We start from the raw sequence: 19,807 nt of genomic DNA on the forward strand, positions 1-19,807 counted from the left end.
AAACTTCGTCGTTTCGTCTCGGTGCCGCGCATCTGCCAGGATGCTAGGCTACCAGGGCAATGGACGTCGATGTGCCTGCCCAACGGCCGATCCGTCTGGGGGCTTGGGTAGGCCTGATCTGGGTAGCGGGCTTGTTGGCCTGTGGAGACTCGGCGACTGACGAGGGCGTGGGGCCGATGAGCCCGGTTGAGGCCTGTGAGCCGGAAGCCACTGAGGTCATCGAGACCCAGAGGCTCACCTACCGGTCTTTTGGTCGGGACTTCGAGGGCGTCTGCTCAGGAAGCTTCGAGGCCGCAGAGGCACACGCCTCATGGATCGAGCAAGTGTGGGGCCAACCCCAGGTCGGGGATGAGTTCTGGTTGTATGCGAGCCGTGAAGAAGCTTGCTGGCCCTGTGGCGAGAACGCAGGGGCTTGTGCGGTGGAAGCCATCGCGCACGCGATCACCCTCCCTCACCGTCACGAACTATCTCACTCGGTACGTCAAAACTGCCCGACCCTCATCGAAGAAGGCTTTGCATCAATCTACGGAAACTACTTCTTCTATCACTTGACAGTCGATGATCTCGCGGCGGCGATTGAGGCGAGTGATGAAGTGCCGCTACATGGGATGTACTACGGCATCGGTGGGGCTTTCGTCGCCTTCTTGATCAGCCGTGACGGCATGGCGTCGCTGCACCAGCTTTGCGACCTGGACATCCCCGGGACACTCTCTTTGGCGCAGGGCCTCGAGGAGGTCTATCAGCTTCCGCTCAACGAACTCATCGCTGAATTCGAGGCGACGCCGCGCAAGGGAAATGCCTACCTCAAGCAGGAGCTCGCCTGCGACGCCTTGGCGGGCGGGGCAGATCTGGAGGTCATTGCAAGCCCCGGCTCCTGGGTGATGGACCTGGGGTGCGGGGCTCCGGGTGTAGAGGGAGGGGTTGGGCAGTACACCATGGCCCAGCGTTTGGTCGAGATCCCCGAGGATGGCGCCTACCGGTTCGAGATGATCGGGAGTGCGGACTACACCATTCAGCTCGAGGCGCGCCACTGCGAGCGAGAAGCGATGGCCTCCATCTCCCATGAGCACGAGTTTGCGCTGCTGATCCCCGGAGAGCCTCGAGCCGTGATCTTCGATCTCCTGGCAGGGACCTACGTACTTCGGGCTCGCACCTGGAAAGACGAGAACGGCGACAATGGCCCTGGCCCTGGAGAACTGACGGTTGAATTCTCAGTCGACTCGTGGCCGTGAGCTTGCAGCTGGAGTAACTGCCAGGCTCAGCCGCGGACGTGGGGGCAGGGAGGCCTGCCTTGCCCCACGCGGGGCCCGGGGGCGCTCCATTCATCGCAGGCGGGCGAGCTCGACGAAGCTCCAGCTGTTGTAGCCGTGGTTGTGCAGGTGCAGCACGAGCTCGGCCCCCGCGGGCGCGGGCTCGGTGATCTCGGCGCGGAGCTGGTGGACGCGGGCCTCGCTGGGGATCGCGTAGCGGGCCTCGAGCAGCAGCCGCCCGTCGAGGAGCAGCGCGAGGTGGGCCTTTGCCGGCTCGCTCGCGTCGAGATCGTCGTGCCACAGGTCGAGGACCAGCTCGTCCCCGGGGGTGAGCTCGACGAGGGTCTCGTGGGCGACGCTGAAGTAGTTGCAGGCCCCCGTCTGGACCTCGAGGCTGGGTCCCTCGGGGCCCCACGCCGCCACGCTGCAGACCACCGGATCGGGCCGATGATCCGCGAGCGGGTCGCGCGAGCCCGGGAGCTCGACCCAGCCGCTCGCCACCGCCAGGGGCGTGCGCTCGGGCTCCTCGAACTCGGCGGCCTCGACGTCGAGGTCGACGTCGGAGAGACAGCCGAGCGCCCCGAGGGCCGCGCCCGCGAGCGCGAGCGCAGACCTCGGAAGGCGCGCGCCTGCGCGGCTCATGGACGGCTCACCACCATGCTCCCGAGGCACATCTCGTCCTGGGTCCCGTCCCCCCAGCCGACCTCGATCGGCTCACCGATTGCGCCGTCGATGATCGGCTGGTTCGCGGCGCTGTTGTCCCAGCTGCAGGTGATCTCGACGGTGTCACCCGGGCCGAGCTCGAGGGGCTCACGGAGCACGTAGCGGCCCTGCCAATTGAAGTCCCAGGCGCCGATGTCGAGGGCGCAGGTCTCGGTGCCGTCCGCGTGGAGGACGCGCAGCTGACCGCTGACCCCGAGGTAGTGCATGTGCATGCCGACCTGGTGGACCAACAGCGGCTCCCCCGGCTCGGCGCCGAGCTCCTGGATCAACATGCCGACCAGCGGCGAGTCGAGGCTGATCGTCGCCGCGTGGGTGACCTTGGACTCGCCCGCGGGGATCGTCATGGGAGTGGTGCCCGTCGGCCAGCCAAAGTCGAGGATCGGCAGCGTCGTCAGCGGCCGCTCGACGGACTCGGCCAGGCTCAGGGCCATCCCGCTGCGGTCGGCCGTCGGCGTGGCCGAGGAGGTGTTGTAGTGCATCTGAAGCACGAGCTTCGATCCTGGCGAGATCCGCATGCCGGTGCCCTCGGGGAAGGTCGTGGCCAGGCTGCCCGGGACCCAGCCGCCGAGCGCTCGGCCCGGGACCCCGATGTCGCCGAAGCAGGTGTAGCCCGGGCCGGGGTCGGCCGCGTCCATGGCCTCGAGCTCGGCGACGCTGGCCGGCGCGACCGCCGAGATCGTGACGTGGTGGGCGAGCTCGCGCTGATCGGGGCGGAACTGGTACCCCGTCACGAAGCGCTCCTCGTCCTCGTCCCACGGGAGCACGAAGCAGCGGTAGTCGTCGGGCTCTTGGGTCGGCGTGTAGGCCTCGGGCATGACCAGCACCGCGTCCTCGGCGAAGGGCTGGCCTGGCTCGGGGTCCGGCGGAGCGTCGGCGGGATCGCCCTCCGGAGCCCCATCGGCGAGCCACTCGAGCAACAGCGCGAGCTCAGCCTCGCTCAAGCTGCGGTCGTGCTCGAAGTCCTGGCAGCCTGGGCTCGGAGACCACGGCGGCATCGAGCCCGACCCGAGCGCGGCGGGCAGGATCGCCGCGACCGCCCGGACCTCCTCGAGGGTCGTGAGCGAGAAGGGAGCGATGTCGTCGGGCCGGTGGCAGGAGACGCACTTGGCGTCTATGACCGCCTTCGCGTCGGCCCAGTAGCTCAGCCCTGCGGCCTCGCCCTCGCCATCGCCATCGCCATCGCCATCGGTCGTCGCCTCGTCCGTACCCGCGTCGTCGCTGGCGCAGGCCAGCGAGAGCAGCGCGAGCGCGGCGACGAGAGGCAGCGCGCGAGCGGGGTGAGCAGCCGGGGGTTCGAGGCTCGAAGCGTCAGGCATGGGGCGGTAGTACGCCGCCCACAGCCTCGGCGCCGTCGAGAACATGTTTGCGATCGTGTCGAGATGTATCCCGCGGAAGCCACAGCTCCAGCCGCGCCCCGCCGAGCGGAGCGCGGTCGACCCGGACCCCGCCTCCGTGCGCCGCGGCGATGCGCGCGACGATGGCGAGGCCGAGCCCTGTCCCCCCGGTCGCGCGGCTGCGGCTGCTCTCGAGGCGGACGAAGGGCTCAAACACCCGCTCGGCCTGGTCGAGGGGGATGCCGTCTCCGTCGTCGTCGATCTGGATCAGGTAGCGCTCATCGGCAGCGATCAGCCGAACCACCGGCGGGCCCGCGTAGTGCATGGCGTTGGCGATCAAGTTGTCGAGGGCGCGGGAGATCAGGCGCTCGTCGGCCTCGACCGGGGCCGCGCGCTCCTCCGCCTCGAGCTCGACCTCCGACCAGCGCGCGGCCGCGTCCTCGAGCAGCTCGCGCAGATCCGTCGGGCCGAGCTCGAGCGCCGCCCGGCACTGGTCGAGCCTGGCGAAGTCGAGGAGCTCGTTGGTCAAGCCGAGGATGTCGCCCGCCGTCTCGCGCATCTCCTCCAGGTGTTGCCCGAGCTCGTCCTCGTCGTCTTCCTCGGCGAGGTCGAGGAGCAAGAGCAGCCGGGCCAGAGGCGTGCGCATCTCGTGGGCGACAGAGCGCAGCAGCTGCTCTTGGCTCTCGAGGGTGTCCTGGACGCGCTGGGCCATGTGGTTGAACTGCTCGGCGACCGCCCGCGCGGGGTTGCCCCGACCGAGCACCGGGACCTGAGCGTCCAGCTCGCCCTGGCCAAAGCGCTGAGCGGTGCGCTCGAGGGCTGCGAGCTGGCGCTGGAGCGGGATCAGCGGGACGAGCAGGGCCAGGGCCGAGAGCACCATCAAGGCCAGCAGCCCACCCCACCGGACGGCGCGGGCGCTGGGCACGATCTCGAGGGTGCGGAGCTCGTCGCCGGCGCGGAACACCACCTGGGTCGCCGGCCGTCCGGAGCTCGGGGAGAGGGCGACGGGACGCTGCGCCACGCGGACCCGATCGATGGCGGACAGCTCGGCCTCGAGCGGGGCCCCCGCCTCGGCCCAGGCGTAGGCCGGCGCCGCCCACTGGATGATGTGGTTCGAGCCTCCCAGCATCTCGTACTCGAGGGCCTCGCGCGTCGGCGCGACCCAGACGTAGGCGCGGCGCCGGTAGTCCGTCCCGACGATGACGACCTCGCCGCGCCGGAGCCGAGCGAGGGGCTCCCCCTCGAGGGGCAGGAGCTCCTCGGGGATCAACGCGAAGCTCGGCCCGGCCTGACCCACGAGCGCGTCCATGACCCCGGGCTCGCCCTCGCCGATGCGCGCCGCGGCGTCGCGCAGCGGCGGCCCCAGGACCTGCTCGAGCTCCCCGTTCTCGCTCGACAGCACCCCCGCGCTGCCGAGCAGGACCGAGCCGAACAAGACCAAAAGGATCGCCCCAAACACGAGGGCGTAGAGTCGAATGAAAAAGCCGTTCATCCTCGTTGATGGCCTCGCTCGTCAACGCGGCGGGCGCTCGACGGCGAACAGGTAGCCGCGGCCGTGGACCGTCCGGATCGGGGCGCGCCCCTCGAGCTGCTCGCGCAGCCGCGCGCGCAGCTTCGACACCCGCAGATCCATGGACCGATCGAGGCCGTCGTACTCGATCCCGCGGAGCTCTCGAAACAGCTGCTCGCGCGTGACCACCTCGCCCGCCCGGGCCGCGAGGAACACGAGCAGCTCGTACTCGGAGTCGCTCAAGGACAAGAGCCGGCCCTGGGCTCGAACCTCGCGCGCGCTCGGGGTGATCCGGAGCTCGCCCAGCTCGAGCTCGGCCTCCCTCGGGCCCGACCGCGAGCGCCGCAGCAGCGCCCGGACCCGGGCGAGCAAGACCGGGGTTGCGACGGGCTTGGCGATGTAGTCGTCAGCCCCGAGCTCGAGCCCGCTGACTTGGTCAAAGTCGCCGTCTCGGGCCGTGAGTATGAGAATGGGCCCAGTCCACCGGGGCCGGAGATGCCGGAGGATCTCGAAGCCGTCCGCGCCCGGGAGCATGAGGTCGAGGACGAGCAGATCTGGGCGCAGCCGCCAGACCGCTGGGACCACCTCGCCGCCCCCATGGAGGAGCAGGGCCTCGTAGCCGCGGCGAACGAAGGCCTCACGCATCAGCTGAGCGAGCCGGACGTCGTCTTCCGCGATGAGGATTCGTTCGGGGTTCATGGCCTCTCGACGAGCGGCAAGGACCCAAGGACGATAGGTCATCGACGAGCGCCGAAGCGTCATCGGACGGGAACAACGTGTATGCGTTTGTATGCGGGGCACCCCTGCTGACCAGCCCGCCCGCGCGAACGTAGCGTCTGTCGCGCCGACGCCGACGCGGCCCCTCCACTCCGCGTTGCGCCCATCACGAGAGGGCGCCGGCCCCTCTGCTAAAACTGCCTTCGATGCCGGCGAAGGTCTCCCTGCACCCCAACCCTGCGGCCCTGCTCAGCGAAGTCGACGAGCGCCTCGCCGTCGCCATGCCCGACCCGCAGTGCGAGCTCGACCACGACGACGCCTGGCAGCTGCTGATCGTGACCATCTTGAGCGCGCAGGCCCGCGACGCGGTGATCAACGAGATCCGCCCGGTGCTGTTCGAGCGCTGGCCGACCCCCGCCGACCTGGCCGAGGCGAGCCAGGAGGACGTCGAGGTCGTGGTCAAGCGCAGCGGCTACTACCGCAACAAGGCCAAGGCGATCCGCCAGTGCGCGGCGGCCATCGTCGAGCGCCACGACGGCGAGGTGCCGCAGACCCACGACGAGCTCGTCGCGCTCCCGGGCGCCTCGCACAAGACGGCGAACCTGGTGCTCGGCGTGGCCTTCGGCATCGCCAGCGGGATCGTGGTCGACACCCACGTCAACCGAGTCAGCGCGCGCCTGGGCCTGGTCCCGGCGGGCAAGAAGCCGCCGGTGGTCGAGAAGGCGCTGTGCAAGATCAGCTCCGAGGACGACTGGATCAACCTCAGCCACCGGCTGATCCTCCACGGGCGCCACCTGTGCAAGTCCAAGGCGCCGGACTGTCGGCGCTGCCCCGTCAACGAGCTGTGCCCCTCGGCCACCGAAGCCGCCGTGGACGAGTGGAAGGCCCGGGCCGAGCGCGAGGGCGTGATCGTCGACGCGCGCGGCGACGCATCGGGGGCGCCAGAGCTGGCGAGCGCGCCCGCAGACGCAGCCAGCGAGGAGCCGCCCGCCGCGAGCGCGGGCGAGGACGACTTTTGAGCGGCGCCGCCCTAGCGATCGCGGCGCTGGTCTGGAGCGGGCCCGCGGCCGAGGCGACCGCGGTGCCGCTGGGCGAGGCCATCCACGTCGACCCCGGGGCGACCTGCCTCGACGCGGACACCTTGCTCGAGCACCTCGCCAGCTGGCGCGAGGACGACTCCGTCGACGGCCGCATCGCGGTCGACGTGGTCGGCGACGCACAGGACCCACGCACCCTCGCGCTCGAGGTCCACGCGGGCTCCGAGCTGGCCGTGCACCGCGACTTCGAGGACGCGCCCAAGGACTGCGCGGACCTCCACGCCGTCGTCGCGCTGACCCTGGCCATCGCCCTCGACGACGCCCTGGCGGGGGAGCTCGGCCTGGTCGACGAGAGCACGCAAGACCCGACCGCCCCCCTGCCCCTGCCGCCCCAGGTGCGCGCGGGCGAGGGCGACCTCCCGGGCCCGGACCGCCCCCCCGAGCCCACGGGGCGTCGGCGACCGACCTTCGGCGTGACCCTGGCGGCCGGGGCCTTCGCCGGCTTCAGCCCGCGCCTGGGCGCCGGCGGCCTGCTCTTCGTCGACGTCCGCCCGCGCCCGCACTTCGACCTGCGCCTGGCCGCGCTCTACACCCGGCAGTCGGGCTTCCCCCTGCTCGACGGCTCCGTGGCCTCGAGCGTGTCCGCCGGTCGCGTGGATCTGTGCTGGGGCAGCGAGCCCATCGCGGTCCGGCTGCGCGCCTGCGCCGGGGGCCTGGGCGGGGCGACGGTCGCGGTCGGGCAGGGCTACGCCCAGGACCTGCGCGAGGCGATCCCCTTCTTCGCCCTGCTCGCCGGCCTCGACGTCACCGCCCGGCTCTACGGGCCGCTGGCCCTCGAGGCCCGCGTCGACGGGGTCTTCCCGCTCCAGCGCACCGTCGTCGAGATCGACGACTCGAACTTCCAGCGCCTGGCCGGGGAGGAGTTCCCCGTCGCGGCGCTGCTCGTCGCCCTGGGCCTGCGCGCAGAATTCTGAGGGTCGCCATGAGCGGGACACTGAACACTCGGCGAGGCGAGCGCACACCCAAAGTCGGGCGTGAAGGATCCACGGAGAAGGTGCATGAACCTCCACGGATGTCTGAGCGCCTCCAGGCCACGCACCACGACGCTGCCGCGCTATTTCGCGCGCACGCGGGCTTTGTGGCCAACTTTCTCCACCGCCTCGGGGCCCAACAGGCCGAGATCGACGATCTCGTCCAGGAGGTGTTCCTGGTCGCCCATCGCCGCGGCGGCTTCGTCGAGGACGGTCGCGCCCGGCCCACGACCTGGCTGGCGGAGATCGCCATCCGCGTCGCCTCGGTGTCACGACGGAGCAAGCGTCGATCCCGCGAGCAGCCCGACCAGGACACGGTGGTCGACGCCAAGAGCAGCGAGGTCGATCCGGCCCACGCCGCCGAGACCCGCGAGGCCCTCGACCGGGTCCAGGCCGCCCTCGACAGCCTCGACGACGAGCGCCGCGCGATCTTCGTGCTCTTCGAGCTCGAGGGCGAGCCCTGCTCGGCCATCGCGGCCTCCTTCGACATCCCCGTGGGCACGGTCTACTCGCGCCTGCACAAAGCTCGCAAGCAGTTCAAGGAGGCCCACGCCCGCCTCCTCGCTCGCTCTCAACCCGCGCGGAGGCCGGCTCCCCCAACCTCGGCCAAACGCGCACCGGTGATGCCATGAACCAAATCGACGCTCACGAGCCCACCCGGCTCATCGAGGATCCGGGCCTCGACGCGCTGTTGCGCGAGGACCTCGAGATCGCCCGGCAGAACCCTGCCGTTTCCTATGACCCCGCGCAGCTCCAAGCTGGACTGACGCGCCTCGAGACCGCCATGGGCGGCGCCTCCACGGTGCCCCCGGGCGGCTCGCTCGCGGGCGTGCGCACCCTCGGTTGGTTCGCTGGCGTCGCGGCAGTGATCGGCGCGGGAGCCCTCGCGCTGTGGCTGCTCGGCCCCGAGGCGGCCCAGCCCGAGCTCAGCGAGCGCGCCCCCGTGGTCTCCCAATCTCCACACGCCTCCCAGGGAAAGCATGAGATGGCCGCCGCTTCCCTGGGCGCACCCACCCACGCGGAGGCCGTCGAGCTCGAGCCCGTCGAAGATGCCCCCTCGCCCGCAGCCCTCGCTGTGGACGAGGGAGCGGGGGGCGACGCGCCCGGGCTCGACGGACCTCGGCGGCCCGCCGGGAGCCACTCCGCCCACGCCCACGAAGACGGCGAGCCCAACGAGGCCGCAGCCGCCAAGGGCACCACCAAGGCCGGCGGAGACGACTCGGGAAAGGCCGCGCCGCCCAGCGCGGGCACCCTCGCGGACGAGGCCGCCCAGCTCAACGAGGCCCGCAAGGCCCTCACCCAGGATCCCGCCAAGACCCTCGCGCTAGCCGAGGCCGGGGAGCAGGAGTTCCCCAAGGGCGCCCTCACCCAGGAGCGCCGCGGCTACGCCATCTTGGCCCTCATCGCCCTCGACCGTCGGGGCGAGGCCGAGCAGCGCGCCGACGCCTACCTCCAGCGCTGGCCCAAGGGCGCGCTGTCCCGGCGCATCCGCGAAGCCCTCGAGGACTAACCTAGCCCTGGCTCCAGCCCTGGCTGGCCGATCGTCCCTCGCTGCTACACTCAGCGCGTGCCGGGCCATCGCCAGCGTCCGCGTTGCCTGCCGCGGCTGTCGGTGGCGGCAGGTCTCGCGCTGACGGGCTGTGAATTCGCCACGGTCGTCGGCATCGACGATCCCCAGGCGAGCTTCACGGGCGAGGTCGCCGAGGACGACGAGGACGACGGGGTCGACACCGAGGACCTCCCCGACATCCCCGAGGAGACCTGCGACCCCCCGGCCAAGGTCAGCTGCGACGCGGACAGCGACGACCCCCTGCAGGTCGTGGGCCTCGACTGCGTCGGGGGCATCCCGGCCGCCGGCAGCCTCAGCGGTCCGGCCGGCAGCGCCCACGTGTTCGAGGGCCCCCTCGGCCCCTACGAGCCCCGCGAGGGCAGCAAGCTGCTCGCCCTGTCCACGGGCCGCGCCGCCCACCTGGCCCTGTCCCACGCCGAGCTGGCGACCTTTGGCTGCGACGACCCCGTCGAGTGCCCGAGCACCAGCCACGACGAGACCCCGACCAGCCTGCCCGCGCCCCTGACCGTCGAGCCCGTCGACGCCCTCGACGACTGCCACGACGACCCCAACCTCGTCGGCATGGGCGACTGCTCCAACAGCCTCCACGAGCAGCTCGAGGACTGCGGCGGGACCCCCTGCGACCTGCTCGACTACACCGAGCTGCGCCTGGGCCTGAGCGTGCCGCCCGAGACCCGGGGCCTGGCCTTCGACTTCGCGTTCATGTCGGTCGAGTGGCCCGACTTCCTCGACAGCGCCTACAACGACATGTTCGTGGCCTGGCTCGAGTCCGAGGGCTGGACGGGCAACATCTCCTTCGACGACACCGCCCAGCCGATCACCGTCAACGCGGGCTTCACCAACTACACCGAAGAGCTCGCGGGCATGGCCATGGAGGGGCACGCCGGCACGCGCTGGCTGACCACCGACGTCGGCGTGCAGCCGGGCGAGAACCTGGTGCTGATCCTCGCGGTGTTCGACGTCACCGACGCGGCCTACGACTCGGCCGTGCTCATCGACGGCTTCCGCTGGACCTGCAGCGGCGCCCCGCCCAAGACCATCCCCGTGCCTTGAGCCCTACTTTGTCCCCGCGAAGGCCCGGAGCTCACTCCGCGGCCTTGTCTTCTTTCTTCTCGTAGCACTCGTCGAGCTCGGTGAACTCCTCGGCCTCGAGGATGCACTTCGCCTGCTTCTTGTACTCGAGGGCGGCGCTCTTTTTTTGCTTCTCGCCCTCCTTGACGCAGTCCTTCTTGATCGTCTCGAGCTTGTCCTCGGGCATGGCGTCGGCGCCACCGCCGAGCTGCTTCTTCATGAGGTCGACGACGTGGCCGCACACGTCCTCGGGCGAGGGCGCGCAGCCGCTGAGCGCGGGCAGCACGAGGGCGAAGACGGCGAGGGCAGTGAACGAGCGGAGCTTGGTCATGGGGTGGCCTCGGGAGCGTCGTGCATCGTAGCAAGTTTGGCCGCCACGCGTTTTGCGGCGTTGCGGCGCAGGTCCAGATAAAAGAGCTGGTACTCGACGGGGTGGTAGTTCTCGGGCCCCATGAGCCACAGCAGCACCCGGCTCGGGACGTCCCGCTCGAGATCCCCCATTTGAGTGATCACCAGGGCGCCCGCGCGGCATTCGGCGTCGCAAAAGGCCGGCTTGGGCGCGGGCGCGGGCGTGTCGAGGAACAGCGCCCCGGCGTGGGACTCGGCCGGCACGGCGCCGGGCGCCGTCGACCAACTGAGCGGGTTCACGCATAGCCGTCGGGCCATCGTGTCCTCCCTGTCACCCTCGAACTCGAAGCCCCCGACCTCGTAGTCGGGGCCGCGGGCGTTCCAGCCGACCACGCAGCCCGTCTGCGCGGCGGTCTCGCAAGCGGGCAGCCCCGTGTCCTCGGCGGCCATGGGCGCGCCGATCAAGTAGGCCGCGACCAGGCGATCGCGCGCCGGGCCCTCGGCGATGACCTCGCGGAGCAGTCGCGTGCCCAGGGCCGCGCCCTGGCTGTGCCCGGCGAGGATGAAGGGCCGATCGCCGATGCGCGCCTCGAAGGCCTCGAAGGCCGCGCGCACGTCGGTGAAGGCGACCTCGAGGGCCGCGTAGCCCGGGGCGTTGGGGCGGACGAAGGCGTGGCCGTGGGCCTGGCGGTAGCGCGGCGCGTAGACGGCACAGCACGCGTTGAACACGCTCGCCTGGATCAGCGTGCCGCCGCGCTCGGTCCCCTCGACCACCATGGGGTCGTCCACCGGGCCGTTCCAGCTCGACCCGAGCCAGGTCGTGGGGTGCAGGTAGAACACCGCCGCCTCGGCGCTCGCCTGATCGATCCCCGGGTGGTCGGGGTGGGCGCGGTCGGCCCCGTCGTCGAGCTCGGGCAGCGCGGCCCAGGCCGTCGCGTCCCAGCGCTCGTAGTCCGGCGCGGGCGGGGTCGTGGACGCGTCGAAGTCCCCGGGGTTGGAGAGGGTGAAGAACCAGCGATCGACGGTGGCCAGGGCCGCCGCGCAGCTGACGACGGTCAGCGCGGCCAGGACGGCGAGGATTCGCAGCACCCGTGTTCGCAGGGAGGGCACCGGGAGAATCCTAGCAGCCTGAGCTGGGGCAGGGAGGGTGTGGCTGCTCAGGCTGCCAAAACCAGTCCTGAGCTGGGGCAGGGAGGGCGTGGCTGCTCAGGCTGCCAAAACCAGTCCGGTGTTACCGTGGCTTCGAGCCCATGGTCGCCCACGCATCCGCGCAGCTGTTTCGCCTCGGGCCGCTCGCCCTCGGCCTCGCCCTGGGTCTGACGGCCTGCCAGGCCAAGCCAGCACCCAACGCCCAGGCCGACGCTTCGCCCGCCGAGCAGTCGACCACAGCCACGGCGAAAGCAGAGGACCCCGAGCGCGCTCGCTGGGAGCAGCGCGCCGCCAGGGTCGAGATCCTCCGCGACGACTACGGCGTCCCCCACGTGTACGGAAAGAGCGACGCCGACGCGGTCTTCGGCCTGCTCTACGCCCACGCCGAGGACGACTTCCCCCGGATCGAGCGCAACTACGTGTGGGCCATCGGCCGCCTCGCCGAGGTCGAGGGCGAAGGCGCGCTGTTCAGCGACCTGCGGGTCCGGCTCTACATGCGCCCCGAGCAAGCCGAGGCCGCCTACGAACAGGCCCCCGAGTGGCTCCGCGAGCTGTGCGTCGCCTTCGCCGACGGCCTCAACTTCTACCTGGCCACGCACCCCGAGACCGAGCCCGCCCTGCTGACCCGCTTTGAGCCGTGGATGCCGATGTACTTCTTCGAAGGCTCGATCGGCGGCGACATCGAGCAGGTCCCGCTCGCGGGCATCGAGGCCTTCTACGGACAGGCCAAGGCCCCCCTCCCCCCACCCGACCCCGAGCCCGCCCCCGAGCCGAAGGGCTCCAACGGCTTCGCCATCGCCGGCTCGCGCACGGCCTCGGGCCACGCGATGCTGCTCATCAACCCCCACACCAGCTTCTACTTCCGCGGCGAGGCCCACGTCGTCAGCGAGGAGGGCCTCGACGCCTACGGGGCCGTGACCTGGGGGCAGTTCTTCATCTACCAGGGCTTCAACGCCCACAACGGCTGGATGCACACCTCGACCCACGCCGACTTCATGGACGAGTTCGTCGAGGAGGTGGTCGAGGTCGAGGGCCAGCTGCGCTACCGCTACGGCGAGGAGCTCCGACCCGTCGAGGTCGGCGAGCTGAGCCTGGCCTACCGGCGAGGCGACGGCTCCATGGCCGAGCGCAGCTTCCCGACCTACCGCACCCACCACGGGCCCATCACCCACGCCTTGCCGGCCGACGCGGGCGACGCTGCGGGGCGCTGGGTCGCGACGAAGATCAACTGGGACCCCGCGCGGGCCCTCGAGCAGTCCTACCTGCGGACCAAGACCGCCAACCACGCCGAGTTCCGGCAGATGATGGACATCCGCACCAACAGCTCGAACAACACGGTCTACGCCGACGCCGAGGGCAACATCGCCTACTACCACGGCAACTTCATGCCCCGGCGCGACCCCAAGCACGACTACCAGCGCCCCGTCGACGGCAGCGACCCGAGCACGGACTGGCAGGGCCTGCACGCCGTCGACGAGACCATCACCTTGCTCAACCCGGCCACGGGCTGGCTGCAAAACTGCAACTCGACCCCCTTCACCGCCGCCGGAGCGCACAGCCCCAAGCCCGCGGACTACCCGGCCTACATGGCCCCGGACGCCGAGAACTTCCGGGCCGTGCACGCCCTCGGGTTGCTCGACGACGTCGAAGGGCTGACCCTCGACGGCCTCATCGAGCTGGCCTACGACCCCTACCTGCCCGCCTTCGAGGTCCTGCTGCCGCCCCTGCTCGCCGCCCACGAGGGCGCGAAGGATCCCCCGCAGGTGCTCGCCGAGGTCATCGAGCACCTGCGGACCTGGGACTACCGCGTCGACGCCGAGTCCCGGGCGATGAGCGTCGCGCATGGCTACGGCATGGCCGTGCTCGAGCGCCAAGCCGGCGAGCCCGGGAGCCGCATGGCCAAGCTGACGGCCTTTGCCAGCGAGGCGACCCCCGCCGAACAGCTCGAGCTGCTCGCCGAGGTCGCCGCCCGCCTCGAGGCAGACTTTGGCGAGCCCGCGCCGCCCTGGGGAAGCATCAACCGGCTGCAGCGGCTGCCCGACGGGAGCTTTGACGACGCCGCGCCCAGCCTGCCGGTCGGGCTGGCCTCGGGGCGCTGGGGGGCGCTCGCGGCCTTCGGCGCCAGGCCTGGGCCCGCGACCAAGAAGCTCTACGGCTACCGCGGCAACAGCTTCGTGGCCGTCGTGGAGTTTGGGGAGCGCGTCCGGGCCAAGAGCCTGCTCGCCGGGGGGCAAAGCGGCGACCCAGACTCGCCGCACTTCTTCGACCAGGGCGTGCGCTACCAGCAGCGGCAGTTCAAGGACGTCCCCTTCACCCGGGCCCAGGTCGAAGCCAAGGCGGTGCGGCGCTACCACCCCGGCGACGGGTCGGGCGAGTAGGGCTTCACTCCAGCGGACGTCACGGCCCCGCCATGGGGTCCTGCTACTGTGGTCGAATGCCTGCCACTGCCCCCTTCGTCCCCGCGCGTCTTGGCCTGAGCCTGCTCGCGCTGAGCCTGATCGCGTGCACGCCCCCGGAGAGCGAGGGTGGCGAGGGCGACGACGACGTGGGCGACACGGACTCGACCATGGGCGAGGACGCGGACACCTCGGACGACGCGAGCTCGACGGATAGCGAGGGCTCGACGGACACCGAGACCTCGACGGACACCGAGGGCTCCACCGACACCGAGGGCTCCACCGACACCTCGACGGACACCGAGGGCTCCACCGACACCGAGAGCTCCACCGACGAGGGCGGCTGCGAGCCCGGGGAGCAGCTCCCCTGCTACGGGGGTCCCCCCGGGACCGAGGGCGTGGGCGCGTGCACCTCGGGCCTGGCCACCTGCGACGATCAGGGCGTGCTCGGGGCCTGCGAGGGCGCGGTCTACCCGAGCTTCGACGGCTGCATGACCCCCGCCGACGAGGACTGCGACGGCGAGGCCCCCACCTGCACGGGCGACGCGCTGTGGGGCCTGATGCTGGGCTCCGTCGGTCAGGACAACGAGGGCCACGCCACCTTCCTGGCCGACGGCGGCGTCGCGGGCCTCGGGCGGATCACCAGCTACTTCGACCCGGCGCCCGGCGTCGAGCTCCTCTCCGCCGGCGTCGCCTATGCCCGCTACGCCTCCGACGGCGACTACGAGAGCGCCATGGGCTTCGGCGGCCCGGCCCTCGAGCGCATCCAGGCCAGCGCGGCCCTGCCCAACGGCGACGTCGTCGTCGTCGGCACCGTCGACGGGCCCACGGACTTCGGCGACGGCCTCGGCCCCGGCGAGGCCGGCTACCTGCTGCGCATCAGCCCCGACGCCGAGCTGGTGTGGAGCCGGCAGTACGTGGGCGTGTGGCCCCGCGCCCTCGAGTACGACCCCGCCACCGACGAGATCGTCATGGGCGGCTACTACTCCGGCGAGGCCGTCGACGTGGGCGCCGGGCCCCTGCCCGCGACGGGGAACGGGTCGAACTTCCTGTTCGCCCGCTTCGACGCCGAGGGCGTGGGCGTGTGGTCCGAGTCCGGGACCACGGACAGCAACATCGCCGTCGACTGGGACGTCGGCCCCGACGGCCACTTCGGCATCGCCGGCCGCTTCAGCCTGGGCCTCACCCTCGACGGCCAGGTCATCGCCAACGGAGGCGGCGGCACCTTCTGGGCGACCTACACCCCCGACGGCGTCCTCGCCCACGCGGGCGCCGAGGGGGCCGACAACTACTCGGACCAGACCATCGCCCTGGGCCCCGGCGGCGACATCTGGATCGCCGGCGACCGGGCCGACTGGGTCCCCGGCGCGCCCCAGGAGGGCTTCCCGCCCCCCTTCCTCTCGGACGGAGGCTACGTCGCCCACTTCGACGCCGACGGGGTGTTCGTGAGCTACGAGGAGCTGCTCGGCGACCAGCTCGACGTCACCGACATCGACGTCGGCCCCGACGGCATCCCGGTCGTCGTCGGCGACTTCCAGGGCACCATCGACCTCGGCGGCGGGCCGATCTTCTCCGACGGCCAGGACGGCTTCGTGGCCAAGTACGACCCCGACGCCGACCTGGTGTGGGCGACCCTCGCCGTCACCGACACCTTCTGGGCCATCGACCTGCACCACGTCCAGATCGGCGCCGACGGGCGCGTGCTCGTGTCCGGCCCCACGGGCGGCGGCGCGGGCCTCGACTTCGGCGGCGGGCCGATCGTCGGCAACAGCGCGGCTGAGGACATCCTCATCGCCGTGCTCGCGCCCTAACGTTCAGGTGATCCATCCAAGGTAGGCCGCCACCACGTAGGCCGCGTAGGCCGAGATCAACAGCGCGCCAAAGGCCCGGCTCGCGCGAAAGCGCTGGGCCGCGAGCAGACCGACGACCATCGCCAAGGTCGCCCCGAGCAGGACCAGCGAGGAGGTGATCGTCGCCCCGCCCAGGCCGACGAGGTCGCCGTGGAGCAGGCAGTACAGCAGCACCGGGAGCCCCAGGCTGACGAGGATGTCGAAGATGTTGCTGCCCACGGCGTTGGCCACGGCCATGTCGGCGCGACCTTGGCGGGCGACGGTCGCCGACGAAACCAGCTCCGGGATCGAGCTGCCGCCCGCGAGGATCGTCAGGGCGATGATCGCCGGCGGCACGGCGAGGGCCTGCGCGATGGCCTCGGCGGCGAACACCAGCCAGTAGCAGCTGAAGCCGATGAGGCCCAGGGACAGGGCGAACACCGGGAGGGTCCAGCGCGCTTGGCTGGCGGGGTCGGGGACCAGGGCCAGCAGCCGATCGATGGGCCAAGTGAGGGCTCGACGCAGGCGCGCGAAGGGGCCGGGCTCCGGCGCTTCCGGGTCCACTTCGGGCTCCGGCTCGAGTTCGGGCTCGGGCTCGGGCTCGTCGACCCGCCGGGTCCAGATCCACATCACGCCGAGGTAGAGGCCGTAGCTGCCCACGAGGATCGCCGCCTCGACGAGGGTCAGGCGGTCGTCGTGGACGAAGGCGATGAGCAGCACGATCGACAGGGCGTAAAACAACGCGTCGCGGATCACCGGTCGCCAGTCGAGGGTCGAGGCCCGGACCACCGCCGCGAAGCCGACCACGACGAGGATCTGAAAGATCGCCGACCCGACGATGGAGCCGACCCCCGTGGACGCGTGCGCGCCCTCGGCGAACAGCGCGACCAGGGCCGTCGAGAGCTCCGGGGCGCTGGTGCCAAAGGCCAGCAAGGTCGCACCGGCGACGCTGCTCGACAGCCCCATGCGCTCGGCGATGCGATCGAGGCTGGCCATGAACGGGCCCTCGACCACCGCCGACATCGCGTAGAACGCGACGAGCACGGTGACGATGGCGAGGCCCAGGGACATCGAGGAGAGTCTAGACCGGGCGCTCGGGGCAGCTCCCCGCGCGCGTGATTTGCTGGCGCCTCAACCCATGAGCGGGCGCAGCAGCGGCTCGAGGAGCTCGGGCATGGCGCCTCCGGGGTTCAGGCCCAGCAGCGCGAGCCCGCCGTTGCGCAGGGCGAGGAGGGAGACCACCACCACGGCGAGGGCGACCGCCGAGCTGATCAGGTCGACCTTGCGCGCCCGCGCCAGGGTCGAGCGCAAGGTCCACAGCCCGGCGCCCCCGAGCCCGAGCAATGCGAGCGGCGCGACCCAGGTGATCGTCGAGCCGAGCGCGTGGCGATCCACCCCTCGAGCCATGGCGACGCCGCGCTGGTCCGGCGCCACCACGACGTAGGCCTCGAGGGCGTCGATCTGCCCCGCGCTCGCCAGCGCCCAGCCCACCGCCGCGCCCACGGCCGCGAGCACCAGCACACCCACGACGGCCCCGCTCGCCGCCGACGCCAGGCGCCTCGGGTCGGCGTCGTCGGCCCAGCTCGTCGCCGCAGTACCCGCGAGGACCAGCACCGGGACGCAGCTCGCGACCGCCAGGGGCAAGCCGAGGATCAAGGGGATCAAGGCGATGGACAGCCCGCGCGCCATCCCGTCCCAGTAATACTCGCCGGGGATGGTCGCCAGAGCCCGCGTCAGGTCCACGATCCCGAGGTTCGCGGCGACCATCGCCACCGCCACGAGCAGCGCGGGAAAGAACAGGTGCGCCCACATCGGCAGCGGGCGCTTGCGCAGGTGCACGAGGCTCAGCGCCAGGCCCACCCCAGTCGTCACCATGGCCACGAGCACGAGCACGCTCATGAACACGCCGCCGTGCTGGTAAGTGCTCGCCAGCCGGCCCGTGTCCCCACCGATGAGCAGCTTGAAGCCCATCAGCCCCAGGGGGACCACCGCGAGGTGGGCGAGGACGACGATCAGCGCGGAGGGGCTGGTCGGCGGCGGCGCGGCTCTCGAGGGGCTGGGCGAGCGCATGGCTCATCCTCGGCCCAAAACCCGACGGCGCGCAAGGTGCGGACTTTGGACTCACGCGGGCCAGGCTTGCCCCCGAAGGGTCGAGGGCCTATCCCAGTGTCCGTCATGGACCCCCGCGCCCCCCTCGAGCACGACCGCGCCCCCCGGCAGCGCCGTGGCCGAGTGCGCCCGGTCAGCGTGGCCCCGATGATGGACCGCACCGATCGGCACTTTCGCCGGCTGATGCGGCTGATCACCCGCCACACCCTGCTCTACACCGAGATGGTCACCTGCCCCGCCGTGCTCCACGGCGACCGCGAGCACATCCTCGGCTACCACCCCAGCGAGCACCCCCTGGCCCTGCAGCTGGGCGGCGACGACCCCGAGGCCCTCGCCGCCTGCGCCCGGATCGCGGCCGAGCTCGGCTACGACGAGGTCAACATCAACGTCGGCTGCCCCAGCGACCGGGTCCAGTCCGGCAACTTCGGCGTGTGCCTGATGAAGGACCCCGCCCGGGTCCGCGACTGCGTCGTCGCCATGCGCGAGGCCGTCGAGCTGCCCGTCACCGTCAAGCACCGCATCGGCGTCGACGAGCTCGACCGCTACGAGGACATGCTGCACTTCGTCGACGTCGTGGCGGCGGCGGAGCCCGACCTGTTCACCGTGCACGCGCGCAAGGCCTGGCTGCAGGGGCTCTCGCCCAAGCAAAACCGCAACGTCCCGCCGCTGCGCTACGCCGAGGTCCACCGCCTCGCCCGCGAGCGCCCGGGGGTGTTCGTGGAGATCAACGGCGGCTTCAAGACCGCCGACGCCATCGCCGAGCAGCTCGAGCGCGTCGACGCGGTCATGCTCGGGCGCGCGGCCTGGGACGACCCGTGGCTGTTCGCCGCCGTCGACCAGCGCTTCTTCGCCAGCGAGGCCCCCGCCCCCACGCGGCCCGCCGTCGTCGAGGCCTACCTCGAGCACGTCCACGAGCAGCTGGCCATGGCGCGCGCCCGGGTCGAGGCCGGCTCCCGCTACAAGGGGCCGAGCGCGACCATCTTGCTGCGCCCGATCATGAACCTGTTCACGGGTCGGCCGGGCGCCAAGCGGTGGAAGCGGACCCTCAACGAGCTGTGCCAGCGGCCCACCCGGGAGGGGCTCGACGCCCTGCCCGCCTTCGCCGTCGAGCTCGAGGCCGAGGGCGCCGCCCGAGACCGCGCCCGCGCGAGCTGAGGTTCTGTTCTGCCCCCACAGCCGCCTGCGACCGGGGACGCTTCGTCGCTATCCGCTCCTCCGCTTTGGCTTGGTGGGCAATGGGGTTCGTGCCCTCGAGAAGGCTGGTGGTCGCCCCCGCGAGCGGGGGCGTAGATTCGGAGCGCGACGGTGCACCCATTGCCCGTCGTCAATCGAGCTCGCTGCGATATCGACCTGACGTGGACCGTCGAAAGTAGCCACTTTTCGGGCTACGCGTCACGGATCGAGGGCCGTGGACGCATGACCGGGTAGCGGCCAAGGACCGCTCCCAGCCATGACCACCACGCGCACCCACCTGACCGCCCTGTGCCTCTTCGTCCTCGGCCTCGCCCCCCTCGCCGCGGGCTGCGACGACGACTCGATCACCGACGCCGACTTCCGCGGCTGCAGCCGCCCCCAGCGTCCCCTCGTAGAGGACGACGTCGACGTCGACGAAGACGCCGACGCGCAAGCCGACAACTTCGACCTGTTCAACTCCCGGGCCCCGCAGCTGACCCACTGGTGCTCCCGCGAGACCGCCTTCGCCATCATCAGCGGCGCCAAGCTGCTGCTCAACG

18 protein-coding genes are annotated in these 19,807 nt (G+C 71.5%); 10 read left to right on the forward strand and 8 right to left on the reverse strand.

Annotation, left to right across the window (positions count from 1 at the left end; all coding sequences use genetic code 11):
* Positions 1–59 precede the first annotated feature (59 nt).
* Positions 60–1,232 carry a hypothetical protein gene (locus tag PPSIR1_RS34895; RefSeq protein WP_006975969.1) on the forward strand — a complete coding sequence of 391 codons (1,173 nt, stop codon included), beginning with the start codon at positions 60–62 and terminating at the stop codon, positions 1,230–1,232.
* A 90-nt stretch (positions 1,233–1,322) separates the two neighbouring features.
* Here PPSIR1_RS34895 and PPSIR1_RS34900 read toward each other — a convergent pair whose 3' ends face one another.
* Genes PPSIR1_RS34900 through PPSIR1_RS34915 form a run of 4 tightly spaced genes read right to left on the reverse strand, consistent with a single transcriptional unit; the run spans position 1,323 to position 5,516 of the window.
* The gene (locus PPSIR1_RS34900) at positions 1,323–1,892 is read right to left on the reverse strand and encodes a hypothetical protein (protein ID WP_006975970.1); all 570 of its coding nucleotides are present in this window, start codon (positions 1,890–1,892) and stop codon (positions 1,323–1,325) included.
* A complete protein-coding gene (locus PPSIR1_RS34905; protein ID WP_157596294.1) occupies positions 1,889–3,289 on the reverse strand; it encodes a monooxygenase in 1,401 nt (466 codons plus the stop codon). The genes PPSIR1_RS34900 and PPSIR1_RS34905 overlap by 4 nt, the downstream gene beginning before the upstream one ends.
* Positions 3,282–4,799, reverse strand: a complete 1,518-nt coding sequence (locus PPSIR1_RS44700; protein WP_006975972.1) for an ATP-binding protein — start codon at positions 4,797–4,799, stop codon at positions 3,282–3,284. The genes PPSIR1_RS34905 and PPSIR1_RS44700 overlap by 8 nt, the downstream gene beginning before the upstream one ends.
* A 21-nt stretch (positions 4,800–4,820) precedes the next feature.
* Positions 4,821–5,516 carry a response regulator gene (locus PPSIR1_RS34915; protein ID WP_006975973.1) on the reverse strand — a complete coding sequence of 232 codons (696 nt, stop codon included), beginning with the start codon at positions 5,514–5,516 and terminating at the stop codon, positions 4,821–4,823.
* 224 nt (positions 5,517–5,740) lie between these two features.
* Between PPSIR1_RS34915 and nth the strand changes: the two genes are divergently transcribed.
* The 5 genes from nth to PPSIR1_RS34940 all read left to right on the forward strand — a co-directional run bounded on the left by nth (position 5,741) and on the right by PPSIR1_RS34940 (position 10,225).
* Complete coding sequence (gene nth, locus PPSIR1_RS34920) at positions 5,741–6,553, forward strand: endonuclease III (RefSeq protein ID WP_006975974.1); 813 nt, start codon at positions 5,741–5,743, stop codon at positions 6,551–6,553.
* Complete coding sequence (locus PPSIR1_RS34925; protein WP_006975975.1) at positions 6,550–7,545, forward strand: hypothetical protein; 996 nt, start codon at positions 6,550–6,552, stop codon at positions 7,543–7,545. Before nth ends, PPSIR1_RS34925 begins: the two co-directional genes overlap by 4 nt.
* Positions 7,546–7,643: 98 nt before the next feature.
* The gene (locus PPSIR1_RS34930) at positions 7,644–8,234 is read left to right on the forward strand and encodes an RNA polymerase sigma factor (RefSeq protein WP_006975976.1); all 591 of its coding nucleotides are present in this window, start codon (positions 7,644–7,646) and stop codon (positions 8,232–8,234) included.
* Entirely contained in the window at positions 8,231–9,112 is an 882-nt protein-coding gene (locus PPSIR1_RS44705) for a hypothetical protein (RefSeq protein WP_006975977.1), read from the forward strand. Before PPSIR1_RS34930 ends, PPSIR1_RS44705 begins: the two co-directional genes overlap by 4 nt.
* 57 nt (positions 9,113–9,169) lie before the next feature.
* On the forward strand, positions 9,170–10,225 hold the full coding sequence (locus PPSIR1_RS34940; RefSeq protein ID WP_157596295.1) for a choice-of-anchor L domain-containing protein: 1,056 nt from the start codon (positions 9,170–9,172) through the stop codon (positions 10,223–10,225).
* Between the two features lie 31 nt (positions 10,226–10,256).
* On the opposite strand, the gene PPSIR1_RS34945 is transcribed toward PPSIR1_RS34940, so the two are convergent.
* Positions 10,257–10,574 carry a hypothetical protein gene (locus tag PPSIR1_RS34945; protein WP_006975979.1) on the reverse strand — a complete coding sequence of 106 codons (318 nt, stop codon included), beginning with the start codon at positions 10,572–10,574 and terminating at the stop codon, positions 10,257–10,259.
* Entirely contained in the window at positions 10,571–11,701 is a 1,131-nt protein-coding gene (locus PPSIR1_RS34950; protein ID WP_157596296.1) for a DUF3089 domain-containing protein, read from the reverse strand. Before PPSIR1_RS34950 ends, PPSIR1_RS34945 begins: the two co-directional genes overlap by 4 nt.
* A gap of 140 nt (positions 11,702–11,841) precedes the next feature.
* On the opposite strand from PPSIR1_RS34950, the gene PPSIR1_RS34955 reads away from it, so the two are divergent.
* Together PPSIR1_RS34955 and PPSIR1_RS34960 are read left to right on the forward strand one after the other, a co-directional pair.
* Positions 11,842–14,118, forward strand: coding sequence for an acylase (locus PPSIR1_RS34955; RefSeq protein WP_006975981.1), 2,277 nt, complete (start codon positions 11,842–11,844; stop codon positions 14,116–14,118).
* A gap of 56 nt (positions 14,119–14,174) precedes the next feature.
* The gene (locus tag PPSIR1_RS34960) at positions 14,175–15,947 is read left to right on the forward strand and encodes a hypothetical protein (RefSeq protein WP_006975982.1); all 1,773 of its coding nucleotides are present in this window, start codon (positions 14,175–14,177) and stop codon (positions 15,945–15,947) included.
* Between the two features lie 3 nt (positions 15,948–15,950).
* Here the strand turns inward: PPSIR1_RS34960 and PPSIR1_RS34965 are convergent, their stop codons facing one another.
* Positions 15,951–17,036 (reverse strand): calcium/sodium antiporter, encoded by a 1,086-nt coding sequence (locus tag PPSIR1_RS34965; RefSeq protein ID WP_006975983.1) that lies wholly within the window; start codon positions 17,034–17,036, stop codon positions 15,951–15,953.
* Between the two features lie 60 nt (positions 17,037–17,096).
* Positions 17,097–18,035, reverse strand: a complete 939-nt coding sequence (locus tag PPSIR1_RS34970) for a hypothetical protein (RefSeq protein ID WP_006975984.1) — start codon at positions 18,033–18,035, stop codon at positions 17,097–17,099.
* Positions 18,036–18,140: 105 nt separating this feature from the next.
* Between PPSIR1_RS34970 and dusA the strand changes: the two genes are divergently transcribed.
* Both dusA and PPSIR1_RS34980 read left to right on the forward strand, forming a co-directional pair.
* Complete coding sequence (dusA, locus tag PPSIR1_RS34975) at positions 18,141–19,229, forward strand: tRNA dihydrouridine(20/20a) synthase DusA (RefSeq protein ID WP_006975985.1); 1,089 nt, start codon at positions 18,141–18,143, stop codon at positions 19,227–19,229.
* Between the two features lie 295 nt (positions 19,230–19,524).
* Positions 19,525–19,807 (forward strand): hypothetical protein (locus PPSIR1_RS34980; RefSeq protein ID WP_006975986.1); only part of this gene is annotated, 283 nt, incomplete at its 3' end.

It is taken from the genome of Plesiocystis pacifica SIR-1 (assembly GCF_000170895.1).
Taxonomy (GTDB): Bacteria; Myxococcota_A; Polyangia; order Nannocystales; family Nannocystaceae; genus Plesiocystis; species Plesiocystis pacifica.

What these genes read in the sequence shown, in the direction of transcription:
- PPSIR1_RS34895 (WP_006975969.1), top strand. Translation starts at nt 60, where the DNA reads ATGGACGTCGATGTGCCTGCCCAACGGCCGATCCGTCTGGGGGCTTGG.
- PPSIR1_RS34900 (WP_006975970.1), bottom strand. Translation starts at nt 1,892, where the DNA reads ATGAGCCGCGCAGGCGCGCGCCTTCCGAGGTCTGCGCTCGCGCTCGCG.
- PPSIR1_RS34905 (WP_157596294.1), bottom strand. Translation starts at nt 3,289, where the DNA reads ATGCCTGACGCTTCGAGCCTCGAACCCCCGGCTGCTCACCCCGCTCGC.
- PPSIR1_RS44700 (WP_006975972.1), bottom strand. Translation starts at nt 4,799, where the DNA reads ATGAACGGCTTTTTCATTCGACTCTACGCCCTCGTGTTTGGGGCGATC.
- PPSIR1_RS34915 (WP_006975973.1), bottom strand. Translation starts at nt 5,516, where the DNA reads ATGAACCCCGAACGAATCCTCATCGCGGAAGACGACGTCCGGCTCGCT.
- nth (WP_006975974.1), top strand. Translation starts at nt 5,741, where the DNA reads ATGCCGGCGAAGGTCTCCCTGCACCCCAACCCTGCGGCCCTGCTCAGC.
- PPSIR1_RS34930 (WP_006975976.1), top strand. Translation starts at nt 7,644, where the DNA reads ATGTCTGAGCGCCTCCAGGCCACGCACCACGACGCTGCCGCGCTATTT.
- PPSIR1_RS44705 (WP_006975977.1), top strand. Translation starts at nt 8,231, where the DNA reads ATGAACCAAATCGACGCTCACGAGCCCACCCGGCTCATCGAGGATCCG.
- PPSIR1_RS34945 (WP_006975979.1), bottom strand. Translation starts at nt 10,574, where the DNA reads ATGACCAAGCTCCGCTCGTTCACTGCCCTCGCCGTCTTCGCCCTCGTG.
- PPSIR1_RS34955 (WP_006975981.1), top strand. Translation starts at nt 11,842, where the DNA reads ATGGTCGCCCACGCATCCGCGCAGCTGTTTCGCCTCGGGCCGCTCGCC.
- PPSIR1_RS34960 (WP_006975982.1), top strand. Translation starts at nt 14,175, where the DNA reads ATGCCTGCCACTGCCCCCTTCGTCCCCGCGCGTCTTGGCCTGAGCCTG.
- PPSIR1_RS34965 (WP_006975983.1), bottom strand. Translation starts at nt 17,036, where the DNA reads ATGTCCCTGGGCCTCGCCATCGTCACCGTGCTCGTCGCGTTCTACGCG.
- PPSIR1_RS34970 (WP_006975984.1), bottom strand. Translation starts at nt 18,035, where the DNA reads ATGCGCTCGCCCAGCCCCTCGAGAGCCGCGCCGCCGCCGACCAGCCCC.
- dusA (WP_006975985.1), top strand. Translation starts at nt 18,141, where the DNA reads ATGGACCCCCGCGCCCCCCTCGAGCACGACCGCGCCCCCCGGCAGCGC.